This is a genomic window from Acinetobacter calcoaceticus (assembly GCF_051947995.1).
Taxonomy (GTDB): domain Bacteria; phylum Pseudomonadota; class Gammaproteobacteria; order Pseudomonadales; family Moraxellaceae; genus Acinetobacter.
Map to the genome: position 1 here is coordinate 19,715 of NZ_JBLVVH010000004.1, position 15,066 is coordinate 34,780.

Annotated in this window: 15 protein-coding genes; 7 read left to right on the forward strand and 8 right to left on the reverse strand. The window is 47.4% G+C overall.

From position 1 onward, the window contains the following. Positions 1–2: 2 nt before the first annotated feature. The 5 genes from ACNQO6_RS08780 to ACNQO6_RS08800 all read left to right on the forward strand — a co-directional run bounded on the left by ACNQO6_RS08780 (position 3) and on the right by ACNQO6_RS08800 (position 6,584). Entirely contained in the window at positions 3–3,122 is a 3,120-nt protein-coding gene (locus ACNQO6_RS08780; RefSeq protein WP_440208739.1) for an efflux RND transporter permease subunit, read from the forward strand. A 141-nt stretch (positions 3,123–3,263) separates the two neighbouring features. Beyond that, on the forward strand, positions 3,264–3,641 hold the full coding sequence (locus ACNQO6_RS08785; RefSeq protein ID WP_440208740.1) for a hypothetical protein: 378 nt from the start codon (positions 3,264–3,266) through the stop codon (positions 3,639–3,641). Positions 3,642–3,785: 144 nt separating this feature from the next. Continuing rightward, the gene (gene dnaJ, locus ACNQO6_RS08790) at positions 3,786–4,901 is read left to right on the forward strand and encodes a molecular chaperone DnaJ (protein ID WP_343580346.1); all 1,116 of its coding nucleotides are present in this window, start codon (positions 3,786–3,788) and stop codon (positions 4,899–4,901) included. Positions 4,902–5,015: 114 nt separating this feature from the next. After that, positions 5,016–5,837 (forward strand): 4-hydroxy-tetrahydrodipicolinate reductase, encoded by an 822-nt coding sequence (gene dapB, locus ACNQO6_RS08795; RefSeq protein ID WP_440208741.1) that lies wholly within the window; start codon positions 5,016–5,018, stop codon positions 5,835–5,837. 96 nt (positions 5,838–5,933) lie between these two features. Then, entirely contained in the window at positions 5,934–6,584 is a 651-nt protein-coding gene (locus ACNQO6_RS08800; RefSeq protein ID WP_343580348.1) for an START domain-containing protein, read from the forward strand. Positions 6,585–6,621: 37 nt separating this feature from the next. On the opposite strand, the gene ACNQO6_RS08805 is transcribed toward ACNQO6_RS08800, so the two are convergent. Continuing rightward, positions 6,622–7,809 (reverse strand): MFS transporter, encoded by a 1,188-nt coding sequence (locus ACNQO6_RS08805; protein WP_436869612.1) that lies wholly within the window; start codon positions 7,807–7,809, stop codon positions 6,622–6,624. 1 nt (position 7,810) lies between these two features. Continuing rightward, a complete protein-coding gene (gene dkgB / locus ACNQO6_RS08810) occupies positions 7,811–8,617 on the reverse strand; it encodes a 2,5-didehydrogluconate reductase DkgB (RefSeq protein ID WP_440208742.1) in 807 nt (268 codons plus the stop codon). A gap of 135 nt (positions 8,618–8,752) precedes the next feature. On the opposite strand from dkgB, the gene ACNQO6_RS08815 reads away from it, so the two are divergent. Next, positions 8,753–9,655 (forward strand): LysR family transcriptional regulator, encoded by a 903-nt coding sequence (locus ACNQO6_RS08815; protein WP_005228106.1) that lies wholly within the window; start codon positions 8,753–8,755, stop codon positions 9,653–9,655. Here ACNQO6_RS08815 and ACNQO6_RS08820 read toward each other — a convergent pair. Then, a complete protein-coding gene (locus ACNQO6_RS08820; protein WP_440208743.1) occupies positions 9,603–10,013 on the reverse strand; it encodes a hypothetical protein in 411 nt (136 codons plus the stop codon). The two genes, ACNQO6_RS08815 and ACNQO6_RS08820, sit on opposite strands and share 53 nt — an antisense overlap. A gap of 90 nt (positions 10,014–10,103) precedes the next feature. Between ACNQO6_RS08820 and ACNQO6_RS08825 the strand changes: the two genes are divergently transcribed. Further along, on the forward strand, positions 10,104–11,519 hold the full coding sequence (locus ACNQO6_RS08825) for a PLP-dependent aminotransferase family protein (protein ID WP_440208744.1): 1,416 nt from the start codon (positions 10,104–10,106) through the stop codon (positions 11,517–11,519). On the opposite strand, the gene ahr is transcribed toward ACNQO6_RS08825, so the two are convergent. Genes ahr through mutY form a run of 5 tightly spaced genes read right to left on the reverse strand, consistent with a single transcriptional unit; the run spans position 11,516 to position 15,039 of the window. Then, a complete protein-coding gene (gene ahr / locus ACNQO6_RS08830; protein ID WP_343580357.1) occupies positions 11,516–12,541 on the reverse strand; it encodes an NADPH-dependent aldehyde reductase Ahr in 1,026 nt (341 codons plus the stop codon). The two genes, ACNQO6_RS08825 and ahr, sit on opposite strands and share 4 nt — an antisense overlap. 39 nt (positions 12,542–12,580) lie before the next feature. Beyond that, complete coding sequence (locus tag ACNQO6_RS08835) at positions 12,581–13,135, reverse strand: DNA-3-methyladenine glycosylase I (RefSeq protein WP_440208745.1); 555 nt, start codon at positions 13,133–13,135, stop codon at positions 12,581–12,583. 35 nt (positions 13,136–13,170) lie between these two features. Then, the gene (locus tag ACNQO6_RS08840) at positions 13,171–13,416 is read right to left on the reverse strand and encodes a hypothetical protein (RefSeq protein WP_343580359.1); all 246 of its coding nucleotides are present in this window, start codon (positions 13,414–13,416) and stop codon (positions 13,171–13,173) included. A 9-nt stretch (positions 13,417–13,425) separates the two neighbouring features. Then, entirely contained in the window at positions 13,426–13,962 is a 537-nt protein-coding gene (locus tag ACNQO6_RS08845; RefSeq protein WP_440208746.1) for a M23 family metallopeptidase, read from the reverse strand. Between the two features lie 39 nt (positions 13,963–14,001). Then, a complete protein-coding gene (gene mutY, locus ACNQO6_RS08850; RefSeq protein ID WP_440208747.1) occupies positions 14,002–15,039 on the reverse strand; it encodes an A/G-specific adenine glycosylase in 1,038 nt (345 codons plus the stop codon). Between the last annotated feature and the right edge of the window lie 27 nt (positions 15,040–15,066).

Genomic DNA, 15,066 nt, shown 5'->3' on the forward strand with positions numbered 1-15,066 from the left:
ACATGAAATTTAACCTTTCAGAATGGGCGCTCAAAAATAAGGGCATTATCCTTTATTTTATGCTATTGCTCGGCATCGTGGGCATCATGTCCTATTCCAAGCTGTCGCAAAGTGAAGACCCGCCATTTACCTTCAAGGTGATGGTGGTACAGACCTACTGGCCTGGCGCGACAGCCAGAGAAGTCTCGACGCTGGTCACAGACCGGATTGAAAAAGAGTTGATGACTACGGGGCAGTATGACCGCATCATGGCCTATTCACGTCCCGGTGAGTCTATGGTGACCTTTGTTGCCAAAGACAGTTTACCGTCCAGCGCCATTCCGGATGTCTGGTATAACGTGCGCAAGAAAGTCAATGATATTCGCAGCCAGTTACCCAATGGGGTACAGGGGCCGTTCTTTAATGATGAGTTTGGCGATACTTTCGGCAATATCTATGTACTGACTGGCAAAGACTTTGACTATGCGGTAATGAAAGAATATGCCGACCGTTTGCAACTGCAATTGCAACGGGTCAAAGATGTCAGCAAGGTTAATCTGGTCGGTCTACAAGACCAGAAAATTTGGATTGAACTGTCCAATACCAAGGCAGTGCAATTAGGTGTACCGGTCACCGCGATACAGGAGGCCATCCAGAAGCAAAACGATATGGCGGGTGCCGGTTTCTTTGAAACGGGCACGGATCGTATCCAAATCCGAGTCAGTGGACATTTACATAGTGTCGATGACCTGAAAAAAATGCCGTTACTGGTCGGTGACAGAACCATTCAGCTCGGTGATGTTGCCGAGGTCTATCGCGGTTTTAGCGAACCTGCGCAGCCACGTATGCGTTTTATGGGGGAGAACGGGATCGGGATTGCGGTCTCAATGCGTAAAGGTGGTGACATCATTGCGCTAGGTAAAAATCTCGAAACCGAATTTAACCGTCTGCAAAAAAGCTTACCTTTGGGCATGAAACTGCAAAAAGTGTCTGATCAACCTGTGGCGGTACAACGCAGTATTCAGGAGTTCTTAAAAGTTCTCGCGGAAGCGGTAATTATCGTCTTGCTGGTGAGTTTCTTCTCTCTGGGTTTCCGTACGGGCTTGGTGGTAGCGCTTTCTATTCCACTGGTTTTAGCCATGACCTTTGCAGGCATGAACCTGTTCGATGTGGGACTGCATAAGATTTCACTGGGTGCCTTGATTCTGGCGCTGGGGCTGCTGGTGGATGATGCCATTATCGCGGTGGAAATGATGGCAATTAAGATGGAGCAGGGCTATAGCCGGTTAAAAGCTGCCGGCTTTGCCTGGCAAACCACCGCTTTCCCGATGCTGACCGGCACCCTGATTACGGCAGCTGGTTTCCTGCCGATTGCCACCGCCCAGTCCGGAACCGGCGAATATACCCGTTCGATTTTCCAGGTGGTGACCATTGCCCTGATCGTGTCATGGATTGCTGCCGTACTATTTGTGCCTTATCTGGGCGAGAAATTATTGCCAGATTTTAGCAAGCAGCAACAGCAAGCGGCGTGGTATGTGCGCTGGTGGGCACGTTTGCGCAAGCAACCTGCGCCTATTGTGGAAGCGCATGGACAACAGCATGATCCTTACCAATCCAAGTTTTATCAGTCGTTCCGCCGTGTGGTCGAAATCTGTATCACCTATCGAAAAACCGTGATTGCGGTGACTGTCGGCATATTCGTGCTGTCGGTGGCGATGTTTAAGCTGGTGCCGCAACAGTTTTTCCCGCCATCGAATCGTGCTGAAATTCTGGTGGATTTAAAACTGGAAGAAGGTGCCTCCCTGACCGCGACAGAACAAGCCGTACATAAGGTGGAACAATTCCTGTCCAAACAAAAAGGCATTGATAACTATGTGGCTTATGTCGGGACGGGTTCACCGCGTTTCTACTTGCCTTTGGATCAGCAACTGCCGCAAGCCAGCTTTGCCCAGTTTGTGGTGCTGGCCTCATCTTTAGATGATCGGGATGAAATTCGTCGTTCTTTAGACACACAAATCAAGCAGCTCTTACCTCAAGTGCGTACTCGGGTGTCGTTACTGGAAAATGGTCCGCCTGTGGGCTATCCATTGCAGTACCGGGTCTCAGGTGAAGATCTGGCAACGGTTCGGGCCGAAGCACAAAAAGTGGCCAAAGTCCTGAGTGAAGACCCGAATACCACCAATGTGCATCTGGACTGGGGCGAGCCAAGCAAAATTATTGCGATCGACATTGATCAGGATCGTGCCCGTCAAATGGGGGTGTCCAGTGTCGATCTGGCCAATTTCCTCAATGCCTCGGTCACGGGCTCGGTGATGAATCAATATCGTGAAAAACGTGAATTGATTGAAATCCGTTTGCGTGGCGATCAGTCGGAACGGGTTGAAGTGGCGTCTTTAGCGAGCCTGGCGGTACCGACCAGTAAAGGCAGCACTGTGCCACTGGCGCAAATTGCCACAATCGAGTCCCGCTTTGAAGAGGGTTTAATCTGGCATCGTAACCGTTTGCCAACCATTACCGTTCGCGCGGATATTCGCACGCACTTGCAACCTGCAACGGTGGTACAACTGCTGGCAGACAAGATGCAGACCCTACGTGCAGACCTGCCAAGCGGTTATTTACTTGAGGTAGGGGGAACGGTTGAGGAGTCGGCGAAGGGACAAAATTCGGTCAATGCCGGCATGCCTTTATTCCTGGCCGTGGTGATGACCTTGTTGATGATCCAGCTACGCAGCATGTCACGCGCGGCCATTGTCTTGCTGACTGCACCATTGGGGTTGATCGGGGTGGTGGCATTCTTGCTGCTGTTTAATAAACCTTTCGGTTTCGTGGCGATGCTCGGTACGATCGCATTATCAGGCATGATTATGCGGAACTCGCTTATTTTGATTGATCAGATCGAGCAGGATATACAGGCGGGACATGTGCCATGGGATGCGGTCATTGATGCCACCATGCGCCGTTTCCGCCCCATTGTCCTGACCGCACTGGCCGCGGTACTGGCCATGATCCCGTTATCTCGCAGTATTTTCTTTGGTCCGATGGCCGTTGCGATTATGGGCGGATTGATTGTTGCGACCCTGTTAACCCTGTTTTTCCTGCCTGCACTGTATGCAGCATGGTTTAAGGTCAAAAAAACAACATAACTATCGTAATTATTTTGTGAATAAAGGTGCGAAATATTGAAAATTTCAATATAGTAGCACCTATATTTTAAGACCAAAAAATAATTGAATTTCATTGCATGACAAATTTTGCACAATGCTGTGAATGAGGTGATATAGAGCATGGGGCAAGACAATATTGAGCAGCATCGCCGCTATGTGGTGATTTCTTACGTGTTCATGTTTCTTGCATTATTTACAATCGTGTTTGCAGCGTTTGCTTACCTGTTAGCACGAAAAGTTGCGATTGTGGATAATGCTGAAGTATGGATACATGCGCATGCACTCTGGATTATGCGTAATGTGCTGTTATTTATCTTGATGGCCTTTTTCGCTGCCTTATGGTTTATTCCATTATTCTTTTTTGCATGGGACAGCGCACTCTGGGTGACTGCAATGACAGTTGCGGGTGTGGTCTTCAGTTCAATTGCCTGGTTGTTTTTGTTAAATGCATGGCTAAAAGGCATTGCCAAGTACTTTAAAAATAAAGCAGTTTTTTAATTTTACTGCTTTTTTATTGAATTAGACCTTGTAAATTTATCGTACAGCCCCTATTAAGGCTCTGTTGACTTTAGAAATAAAAAGTTAGCAGAGCCTATTTGTTTTTTTAGATTTGAATAAATTCCGTGAGGAGCATCGCCAACCATGGCTAAACGTGATTATTATGAGGTTTTAGGCGTTTCGAAAACCGCAAGTGATGATGAGATCAAGAAAGCCTATCGTAAGTTGGCGATGAAGTATCATCCAGACCGTAACCCTGACAACGCAGAAGCTGAAGAAAAGTTCAAAGAAGCGTCTGAAGCCTATGAAGTGCTGTCTGACGGCGAAAAGCGCAGCATGTATGACCGTGCTGGGCACAGTGCCTTTGAAGGTGGCTTCGGTGGAGCGGGTGGCGGCTTCGGCGGTTTTAGCGCAGAAGACATTTTCAGCCAGTTTGGTGATATTTTCGGTGGTGCATTCGGTGGCGGTGGTCGTCAGCAACAACGCCAACGCCGTGGTTCAGACCTACGCTATGTGATGGAATTGACGCTCGAAGAAGCGGTCAAAGGCGTGAAAAAGACCATTACCTTTACTGCGCCAGCGCCATGTGAAACCTGTGATGGCAAGGGTTCTCAAAATCCGAATGATGTCGAAACCTGTCGTACCTGTCATGGTGCAGGCCAAGTGCGTATGCAACAAGGTTTCTTCTCAGTGCAGCAAACCTGTAGTACCTGTCGTGGTCAAGGTAAAATCATCAAGAATCCATGTAAGAGCTGTCATGGTTCAGGCGTTGCAGACCGTCAGCAAACACTTGAAGTGACCATCCCTGCAGGCGTGGACAATGGCGACCGCGTACGCTTAACCGGCAAAGGTGAAGCGATCCGTGATGGTCAGGCCGGTGATTTGTACGTTGAAGTCGTGGTACGTGAACACGAAATTTTCCAACGTGATGGTGCTGACCTTTATATGGACGTGCCAGTCAGCATTGCAGATGCGGCTTTAGGTAAAGAAATTGAAATCCCGACCTTAGAAGGCCGTGTCAGCTTGAAAATTCCTGAAGGCACGCAAACGGGTAAACTGTTCCGCTTACGTGGCAAGGGCGTTCGTCCGGTACGTAGCAGCATGGTCGGTGATTTACTCTGCCGTATTGTGGTAGAAACGCCGGTGAACCTGAACAGTCGCCAACGTGAATTGCTGAAAGAGCTACAAGCCTCTTTTGATGGGGATGGTCATGCGTCATCGCCAAAGAAAAAATCATTCTTTGATCGCCTGTTTGACTAATTGGCATTCATAAAAAAAACCTGCTGCGGCAGGTTTTTTATGGGAAATTTTTAGCGCAAGCACAGAGTTTTGCTATAGTAGCTGAATTGTTTAAATAAAAGACTGGGAAAAATTATGTCAACTTCTCCACGCATTGGGATTTTGGGTGCAGGCGGACGCATGGGACGCATTTTGATTCAAGCGGTACAACAGGCAGGCTACCAGCTTGCAGCCGCAGTTGAACGTCCAGAAAGCAGTCTGGTGGGTGCAGATGCAGGGGAACTTGCAGGGATTGGCAACATCGGCGTCAAGATCGTGGGAAGTTTGAGTGAAGTATTGAAAGACTGTGATGTCGTGATTGATTTCACTGCACCGAGTGCCACTGAACAGCATTTGAAGCTGTGCCGTGAAGCCGGTGTGGCCATGGTAATCGGGACTACGGGGATGTCAGATGAACAAAAGACATTTCTTGAAGAAACTGCAACCCATACCCCAGTCGTGTACGCTGCCAATTATTCAGTGGGGGTCAATGTTTCGATTAAATTACTGGAACTTGCAGCCAAAGTATTTGGTGATACGGTGGATATCGAAATCATTGAAGCGCATCATCGCCATAAAGTGGATGCACCCTCAGGTACTGCATTCATGATGGGTGAGGCGATTGCCGATACTTTAGGCCGTAACCTGAAAGAGGTGGCGGTATATGGACGTGAAGGCTATACCGGCCCGCGTGACCGCCAGACCATTGGTTTTGAAACCATTCGTGGCGGTGATATCGTCGGTGAACATACCGTGATGTTTATTGGTGAAGGTGAACGTGTTGAAGTCACGCACAAGGCCACCAACCGTATGAACTTTGCCTCAGGGGCGGTTCGTGCAGCAGCCTGGGTGGTCGGCCGTGAGGCGCGTAAATACGATATGAAAGATGTTTTGGGCTTTAACGAGATTGAAGTATAAAACGTTCCTTTTTGGTACTATAAAAGAGCTTGTTGAGCTTTCTATCCGACAGGGGTGAAACAAGCTCTCGCTATCATTAAAACAATTGAGCATGACATGAATAAAAAACATATCGTCCTTGCTACACTGCTCAGTATCAGCAGCTTTACCGTCAATGCAGCAGCTGATAAGGCCAAGCTGAGCTTACATCGCAATAATATCAAGGTCTGGACCTATCAGACCGAAAATAACCCGATTATTCAATATAAAGCAGAAACGACTTTTGACGTACCGCTAGAGCGTGCCGTTGCCGTAGTGCTGGATATCGAGCGGACACCACAATGGGTACCCTATGTCGGTAAAACAAAAATGCTGTCTCGGGATGACAAAAAAGGCGAGTTTACCTTGTACATGGTGCTGGATTTTCCTTTCCCCTTAAAAGACCGTGATGTAGTCATTAAAGGTAAAATGACCAAGAACAGTGATGGTAGCATCAGCATTAAAAACAATGCCATTCAGGATGATTATCCTGAACAGCCCGATGTGGTGCGTTTAAGCAAATATGCGGGTGACTGGACTTTCCAGAAACTGGCCAGCAACAAAGTCAAAGTGACCACCAGTGGCTACGCCGATCCGGCGGGTTCTATTCCACTCAGCTTTGTGAATATGTTTGTACAGCAGCAACCTTATCAAATGCTGATGAAAATGAAAAAAGAAGTGCTCAATCCGATCTATGCGCAACCGAAGTTGCCAGAGTTATTGAAGTAATAAAAAAGCCTGATTCAATCAGGCTTTTTTATATGGCTTATGCTTGCGGGCATTGTTTGAGATGAGCCGTCGGTTTATTGGCCAACTTGATCTGGATAAACACCAGAATTAAACCAATACCTGCCAGTACCGCACCGATCATGGAGACCGCTGTGTAGTTTAAGCCGAGACTTAATACTGCGCCGCCTGCCGCTGCACCAATGGCATTGCCCAGATTAAAGGCGCCGATATTGACTGAAGACGCCAGACCGGATGCTTCACGTGCAACCGACATCACACGCATTTGCAAAGGCGGTACAATCGCAAATGCTGCCGCACCCCAGATCACCAGACCAATGGCTGCCCCCAGTTGTGATTGCGCCAGGAATGGGAAAATCACCATCAAGCTGATCAGCAAGACCAGAAAACCAATCAGGGTTTTGTCGATCGACATATCTGCAAACTTACCGCCGAAATGGTTACCGATAGAGAAACCAATCCCGATCAAGACCAGCATCATGGTGATAAAGGTCGGTGAAGCATGGCTAAATTCAACCAGACTCGGCGCGATATAGGTATACAAGGTAAACATGGCCGAAGCACCAAACACAGTGGTCAACAGCGCCAGCACCACAGGCAGGCGGGTCAGCACTTTTAGCTCCATTTTCACATTCGGTTTTTGACCGACGGAGCCTGCAGGCAGGGCTTTCCAGAGCGATAGCATGGTAATGATACCGAGTATAGAAATCGCCAGGAACGACATACGCCAGCCAATATTTTGTCCGACCCAGGTGGCGAGGGGTACACCGCCAATATTGGCAATGGTCAGTCCCATAAACATGGTCGCTACCGCACTGGCCTGTTTATTGGCTGGCACCACACTGGCTGCCACCACCGATCCAATCCCGAAGAAGGCACCATGGTTGAGGCTGGTCAGCAGACGGGCCCCCATCAAACTCATGTAGTTCGGCGCAAAGGCTGCGATCAGGTTGCCAAGGGTAAAAATTGCCATCAGTACAATCAATGCATTACGACGGGCAAAACCACCAAACCATAAGGTCATGATCGGCGCACCGAGCATCACGCCCAGTGCATAACCCGTGATCAGCATACCTGCACTTGGAATTGACACGCCCAGATCATTGGCAATATTGGGCAACAGTCCCATGGGAGAGAACTCGGTTGTCCCAATGGCAAATGCGCCAATGGCCAGTGCCAGCAACGGCAGGTTGATGCGGCTGCTCATGTTATTTGTCCCATTCAGGCGCAAATGGTTCAGGACTCACTTCTCGACCATTACGTTCTAGTTGAGCAATCAGCTGCATTTCCTCTGCACTTAAGGTTAAGTCTTGCGCTTTTAAGTTGCTGATCAGGTTTTCACGTTTTGTTGATGATGGAATCACGGCAAAACCATTTTGTAATGCCCACGCCAATGCGACTTGTGCCGTGGTTGCCTGATGCTGTGCGGCAATTTCAGCCAAAGTTGGATCATTCAGCACTTTGCCATAAGCTAGGGTCATGTATGAGGTCACGTCAATGTCTTGTTCACGTAAGTAGTTCACCAGATTACGGTTCTGTAAATACGGGCTGAGCTCGATCTGGTTGGTAGCAATGTGTTCTACACCAATGCTGTCAATCGCTTGCTGGGTCAAGGCAATATTAAAGTTTGAGATCCCGATCTGTTTGGTCAAACCTTGTTGTTTCGCTTCCAGAAGTAGTTGCATCACGCTCGGAATCGACACACCCAGTGCCGGAGCCGGCCAGTGGATCAGGGTCAGATCAACGGCATCGGTACCAAGTTTTTGTAAGCTGTCTTTTAAGCTGGGAATAAATTTGTCTTCGGCAAAGTTATCAACCCAGATTTTTGTGGTTAAAAACAAATCCTGACGGGCAACGCCACTTTCAGCAATGGCTTGGCCTACAGCCGCTTCATTCTCATAAATCTGTGCGGTATCAATGGCACGGTAACCCACATCAAGGGCCGTTTTAACCGAGTCAATCACTGCTTGGTCTTTAAGACGGAAAGTACCTAAACCAAATTGAGGGATACGCATATTATTCACCTAATCTTGTCATGCTCAATTGAGCGTATTCTGTTGATGGGTAGAATTTTGCAATAATTATTGTTGCTAAAAAATAGATGAATTTGCAAAATATAGTTGACTAAATATCAATAATTGAAGGGTTCAATGAAATCAACCATTGAAGAATTACTCGCTTTTATGACCATTGTCGATACCGGTTCCTTTATTGCTGCCGCAGAAAAACTCGGCCAGACAGCATCGGGTCTCAGTCGTTCGCTCAGCCGTTTGGAATCAAAGCTTGAAGTGACCTTGTTAGAACGGACCACGCGCAAATTAAAACTAACACAAGAAGGGCAACAATTTCTGAATCATGCCCGTAAAATCTTAAGTGACTTAAATGCAGCAGAAGAGGCGTTGCAAAAATCCGATCAAGATACTTCCGGGCTTATCCGGATTGATTCGGCCACACCTTTTATTTTGCATGTAATTGCACCTCTGATGCATTTGTTTCGCCAGCGCTATCCCAATATCGACATTGAGCTGAGCAATAATGATCAGGTGATTGACTTGTTACAGCACAAAGCCGATGTGGCTTTCCGCTTTGGTGAACTGCATGACTCCAGCCTACACGCCAAACTGGTGTGCAAAAGTCGTCTTTATATTGTCGCTAGCCCCCATTATTTAGCCACCCTATCAGAACCGCCAACCCTAAATACATTAGCCCAGCATGATTTGATCGGTTTTACCAAACCCTTGCATTTGAACACTTGGCCATTAAAAACCAAGGATCATTATTTTACTGCGCAACCCACAATCAAGGCATCGAACGGGGAGACGGTACGTCAGCTGGCGATCCGGGGACATGGGATTACCTGTTTGTCTGAATTCATGGTATGGCAAGACCTAGAGAAGGGCTTATTAGTGCCTTTGTTTGAAGACCAGATCGAACACTCTTATCAACGCATCCATGCGGTGTATTATCAGCAAGAACACTTGCCAAAACGTATCCGTTTATTTATTGAGTTTTTGACTGAGCAATTAAGTCAGGGCTTCTCGGTTTGCCAATAGCATCATTTTGAAGCTGCACATTCAGGACCGGAATGGACGGACCGGTTTTAGGCAGGACAGACACCACAATATGTTGCTGTTGTAGCTTGCATTCCAGTTCAAGCGTTGGCAATAAGTTACTGGCTAGCATAACTCCATTTTCATTGGGTTTTTTATAGGTCATCTTGATGATGCGACTCTGTGCGGTGGCTGCGCCTTTTTCCATTTTCCATAATTCATAAGTCGGTTGATTCTGCATGCGTAGGTAACCTTCCGAGAGTGATTTACACACCTGTTGTTGTGGGTAGGTGGCTTGGTCACTGAGTTCACAGCCGGTTAGTAAAATTATGCCGAATATAAATAAGATATTATTTTTCATTGGTTTATCCTGTGGCAGTTGATTTTTATAGCTTAACGGTGTTGTATAAACCAATACAGATACAGAAATTTATAAAAAAGCAGTACAGAGATGACCTTCCAATATCAACGTCTGGCAGAACAGCTGGCGCATAAGATCTATCAACATGAATTACAGCCACAACAGAAGCTGAGTTCTTTAAGGGAATTTGCACGTCAGCACAGTATTAGCCTGAGTACGGCGCAACAATGCTATGAGTTGCTGGAAGCCAAAGGATTGATCTACGTCAAAGCAAAATCGGGTTATTTTGTCAGTTCGAGACAATATCAAAGTCCCGTGCCAGATAGTCCCGTTTTCGAGTCGATGAGTCGGCAGGTTTCAAATTTAGATCTGCAAAACCAGATTCAAACTGCTTCGATTCAGAACCATTTAACCCCGTTGGGAGCCATTCAGCTATCTCCACATCTGATTCCAGTGGATGGCTTGCGCCGTTCCCTGCAACGTGCGCTGAAACACTGTCAGCCAGAAGATTTTCTGTATTGCAATAAACAGGGACACCAGCAACTGCGACAGGCGTTATCGGATCATTGGCGTGAGGATGGTATTTATGTTGCTACGGACGATATTTTTATTAGCAATGGTTGTATGCCCGCGTTGTCGCTGTTGATTCAGCAGATCACCAAGCAAGGCGATAGCATTCTGATTCCAACCCCCACCTTTAATGGGCAGTTGCAAATGCTGGCCAGTTTGAAACGCAAGATTATTGAAATTCCAGCCGATCATCGTGGTATTGATCTGGAACGTTTAGAGCATTTTATGCAACAGGGCAGTGCCAAACTGTGTTTGATGACCGCCAATTTTCAGAATCCCTTGGGCTATTGCCTGAGCAATCAGCAGAAGCAGCACATCGCCAAGCTGGCTCAGCAGTATGAGTGTTTTATTCTGGAAGACGATATTTATGGGGAATGCAGTTTCCAGAAGGAGCGACCTTTACCCATCCGTTATTGGGATCAGGATGGCTATGTGATCTGGTGTGGCTCAGTTTCTAAATCTTTATCAGCGGCTTATCGTGTCGGCTGGTTCTGTTTAGGACAACAATTACAATATTTAAGACCACGTTTATTGGCCAATAATATCGGGGTAAATACTCCTTTACAGTTGGGGCTGGCTGATTTTATTTATAGCAGGGGTTATCGAGAGCATCTCGATCAACTGAGACCTAAACTCATGCAACAGGTGCAACAGTATCGGGCATTTATTCTAGAGGCGTTTCAGGGAATTCCGATCGCCTTGAGCCAGTCACAGGGCGGTTATGCCTTATGGCTGCAACTTCCGGCGAGCATTACCGGTCTGCAACTGTATTATCTGGCGCAGGCGCAGGGCATTAATATCGTGCCGGGAGAAGTGTTTGGTGAAGACCGACGCTATCAGCATTTTCTGCGTTTAAATGCAGGCCATGCCTTAACCGGAGAAATCCGCCAAGCGATACAGCAATTGGCGGACTGGACGCGTAAAAGTCTGAACTAGTTGAAGTCTGCTTTTAGAACGATACGATAACGTGCCTGACCTGAATGCAGTCGCTCAATTGCCTCATTCAACTGCGACATCGGGTAGAGTTCAATCTGTGGGGCAATATTCTTGCGTGCGGCAAACTGTAACAGCTGGCGCAGTGCCAAAGGGGAACCTGTCGGCGAAGAAGTGACTGATTTAGCGCCATTCATCAAGGTTCCAACCGACACAGGGATCGGTTCTAAAGTGACCCCTAAGAAATGGAGACTGCCATTCGCTGCAAGCGTACTCAGGTAGGCTTGCCAATTCAGCGTTACATTCACGGTACTGAGCAACAGATCGAACTTGCCGCGTTGTGCCTTGATCGCCTGGGCATCACGACTATTCACCACATGATCTGCGCCCATGGCTTTGAGCTCTTCGGTCTTGTCCGGACTCGAGCTAAAAGCCGTAATTTCACAGCCCCAGGCCTTGAGTAACTTAATCGCCATATGACCTAAGCCACCAATCCCAATCACCCCGACATGATGGGTGGCTTGAATTTTATGTTTCAATAACGGATCAAATACGGTAATCCCGCCACAGAGCAGTGGTCCGGCACTTTCGGGATCTAAATCTTCTGGTAGCGGAATCACCCATTGCCAGCCAGCGCGGACTTTATCGGCAAAGCCGCCGGCATGTCCGACGATGGTTGAAATCTTTTCACCGGTACAGAGCACCTGATTGCCGCCAATACAGGGATCACAGGCCTGGCAGGTTTCAGCTGTCCAGCCAATCCCGACACGTTGACCGATCTGTAAACCCTTGGCTTCTGAACCGAGTGCAACAATAGTCCCAATAATTTCATGACCAGCCACAACCGGATAGACCGATGAGTGCCATTCATTATCAATCACGGAAAGATCGGAATGACACAGGCCACAATATTCGACTTTGACTTCAACCTGATGCGCCTGTAACTCGCCTGCATCAAATTGATAAGGAACTAACTGCTCGCCCGCCTGCATGGCGGCATAAGCACGAATCTGGTTATTGCTCATTTGGGGAACTCCTGTTGAAGGAAAATTTATGCTTTATGATTATTTAAAATGGCAATGATTTTCATGGTCATTGACCATACCAACGGCCTGCATAAAGGCATAGCAGGTGGTCGGGCCGACAAATTTAAAACCATGCTTTTTGAGGGTTTTGGAGAGTTTCTGGCTGGTTTCAGTTTGTGCAGGTGCTTCGCGATAATTGATGACATCATTATGTTCAGTTTGCTGATCGACAAAGCTCCACAGCCAGGCCGGAACATCGCTGACTTGATCTTTAAGCTTAAGCCAGGCAATGGCATTGTCGCGAATCGCTTTCAGCTTGCCGATATGACGGATTAAACCGCTATCACTGAGCTTGAGCTGCAGTTGCTCATCGGTCAGTGCTGCAATTTCTGTAAGGGGATGGTCGAAGAAATGAGTGCGGTAATGTTCACGTTTTTTTAGCACAGTGATCCAGGATAGGCCAGCTTGCTGACCTTCCAGGCAGAGCATTTCAAACAGGTGTGCTTCTTCATGTTGTGGCTTACCCCATTCCTGATCATGGTAGGCCATATACAGCGGATCATCGGAGCACCAGCCACAGCGTTGAGTTGACATATTGGATGCTCCTTATTGTTATGTGCACAGGATGATTAAAGTTTGAATGCCACCCATTCATTTGGGCGTGTATCCCAATAATACAGTTCTGCGCTGCTTAAATCAGCAAATTTAAGCCAAAAGTCTTTGCCGGATTTATCGGCAAAACCGGTACTGATGAGCAAGGCATCTTCAGTAATTTCCATGATCCAGCCTTGATAGCTGGTGCCATTCAGGATGATTTTTTGCTGGTTACCCGACTCTGCAAATACAACCAGCCGTTCAATCAATGCTTCAGACATTGTAGTTTCCTAACGTAAATATGGGTATGGATTGACTGCCCCACGCCCTTTGCCATTTAAATAAATTCCGTAATGTAAATGTGGAGCGGTATAACGCGCATTGCCCGTATTGCCCACATAACCGATCAGGTCGCCTTTGCGTACATAATCCCCGACATTGAGACCACGCTTATGTCCGTTAAGATGGGCATAATAATGCCACGAACCTGCTGGACCAATGATCCAGATCACCTTTCCACCTAAATTATTATTACGTAAATCAGCAACTAAGCCCTCGGTCGCACTATACACTTTCGTACCGCGCTCTGCCATGATATCAATGCCTTCATGGCTACGTCCTTGACTGCGTGCAGCGCCCCAAGTATCTCGTAATTCATTGCGGCTAACGCCTTTCACTGGAACTGGCAAGCGGCTATCCAAGCGCATGCTTTTCAGTTTATTGACCTGTGCATTGGGTAAAGGTGCTGGTTTTTTCGGCGCTGTGGCACAAGCTGAAAGTAAAATAATGAACACACCAAGCAGCGTATAAGAAATTGGATGGCGCACAAAAACTCCTTATATTTTGATATACAGCAATGAGGAAGCCTAGGCTTGTTGCTTTGCCGTGATCAGTTTTTTCATCGCCGTAGGAATACCTTTGGCAATGGCAGCTTCCGGACTCAGCCAAATGCCATTGAGTTCAATACTGAGCTGTTCTTTTTGATCGTGTTCCACGTGGAACAGCTGTTCATTCAGTAGCCAGGTAAAGTGAGTGAAGCTATGGCTAATTTGCAAAGATGATACTTGAGCTTGCAGTTTAAAGTGCTGTTCAATCTGTTGTAATTCGGTTGCTTGCTCAATGATCGGCAGGCAGTACAATCCGCCCCAGAGTCCATGGGCTTCTCGTTGTTGCCACAGCCATTCATCACCTGACTGAATCACTAATATATTCGCTGTTCTGACCGGAACAGGTTTCTTGGCTTTTTTAAACGGTAGTTCCTGTTCTAAGCCTTGTTGATAGGCCTGGCAATGTTGCTGCATCGGGCAATATAAACACAGTGGTTTTTTCGGTGTACATACCGTTGCCCCCAAGTCCATAATCGCTTGGGTGTAATCATGGTTGCGTTCTTTTGGACAAAGTTCTTCTGCAATCTGCCAGAGGGCCCGTTCGTGTTGCGGTTTGGATAGATCATCTTCAATGGCAAGGAAGCGCGCTAGAACCCGTTTAACATTACCATCCATAATCACGCCGTACTGGCGTAAACCGAGTGACATCAGTGCCCCAGCGGTTGAACGGCCAATGCCGGGTAATTCTATCCATTGTTCGAGTGTTTCTGGAAATTTACCTTGCTGGCTGACAATGCCTGCAGCTTTATGCAGATTGCGTGCCCGGGCGTAGTAACCGAGTCCTGCCCAATAGGGGGCGACATCATCCCAACTGGCCTGACCCAGATCTTTGACCGTTGGAAAGCGCTCAATAAAACGATCGAAATATTGCAGTACGGTTTTGACCTGAGTCTGTTGCAGCATGATTTCTGAGACCCAGACCTTGTACGGATCATCGGCGACTTGCCAAGGTAGATCATGGCGGCCGTGTTGGTCGTACCAGTGAAGCAGGGCATCAGAAAATGAGAAATCAGGCATGAATCAGGTCAGTAAAAAGCAGGGCTG

What these genes read in the sequence shown, in the direction of transcription:
- ACNQO6_RS08780 (WP_440208739.1), top strand. Translation starts at nt 3, where the DNA reads ATGAAATTTAACCTTTCAGAATGGGCGCTCAAAAATAAGGGCATTATC.
- ACNQO6_RS08785 (WP_440208740.1), top strand. Translation starts at nt 3,264, where the DNA reads ATGGGGCAAGACAATATTGAGCAGCATCGCCGCTATGTGGTGATTTCT.
- dnaJ (WP_343580346.1), top strand. Translation starts at nt 3,786, where the DNA reads ATGGCTAAACGTGATTATTATGAGGTTTTAGGCGTTTCGAAAACCGCA.
- dapB (WP_440208741.1), top strand. Translation starts at nt 5,016, where the DNA reads ATGTCAACTTCTCCACGCATTGGGATTTTGGGTGCAGGCGGACGCATG.
- ACNQO6_RS08800 (WP_343580348.1), top strand. Translation starts at nt 5,934, where the DNA reads ATGAATAAAAAACATATCGTCCTTGCTACACTGCTCAGTATCAGCAGC.
- ACNQO6_RS08805 (WP_436869612.1), bottom strand. Translation starts at nt 7,809, where the DNA reads ATGAGCAGCCGCATCAACCTGCCGTTGCTGGCACTGGCCATTGGCGCA.
- dkgB (WP_440208742.1), bottom strand. Translation starts at nt 8,617, where the DNA reads ATGCGTATCCCTCAATTTGGTTTAGGTACTTTCCGTCTTAAAGACCAA.
- ACNQO6_RS08815 (WP_005228106.1), top strand. Translation starts at nt 8,753, where the DNA reads ATGAAATCAACCATTGAAGAATTACTCGCTTTTATGACCATTGTCGAT.
- ACNQO6_RS08820 (WP_440208743.1), bottom strand. Translation starts at nt 10,013, where the DNA reads ATGAAAAATAATATCTTATTTATATTCGGCATAATTTTACTAACCGGC.
- ACNQO6_RS08825 (WP_440208744.1), top strand. Translation starts at nt 10,104, where the DNA reads ATGACCTTCCAATATCAACGTCTGGCAGAACAGCTGGCGCATAAGATC.
- ahr (WP_343580357.1), bottom strand. Translation starts at nt 12,541, where the DNA reads ATGAGCAATAACCAGATTCGTGCTTATGCCGCCATGCAGGCGGGCGAG.
- ACNQO6_RS08835 (WP_440208745.1), bottom strand. Translation starts at nt 13,135, where the DNA reads ATGTCAACTCAACGCTGTGGCTGGTGCTCCGATGATCCGCTGTATATG.
- ACNQO6_RS08840 (WP_343580359.1), bottom strand. Translation starts at nt 13,416, where the DNA reads ATGTCTGAAGCATTGATTGAACGGCTGGTTGTATTTGCAGAGTCGGGT.
- mutY (WP_440208747.1), bottom strand. Translation starts at nt 15,039, where the DNA reads ATGCCTGATTTCTCATTTTCTGATGCCCTGCTTCACTGGTACGACCAA.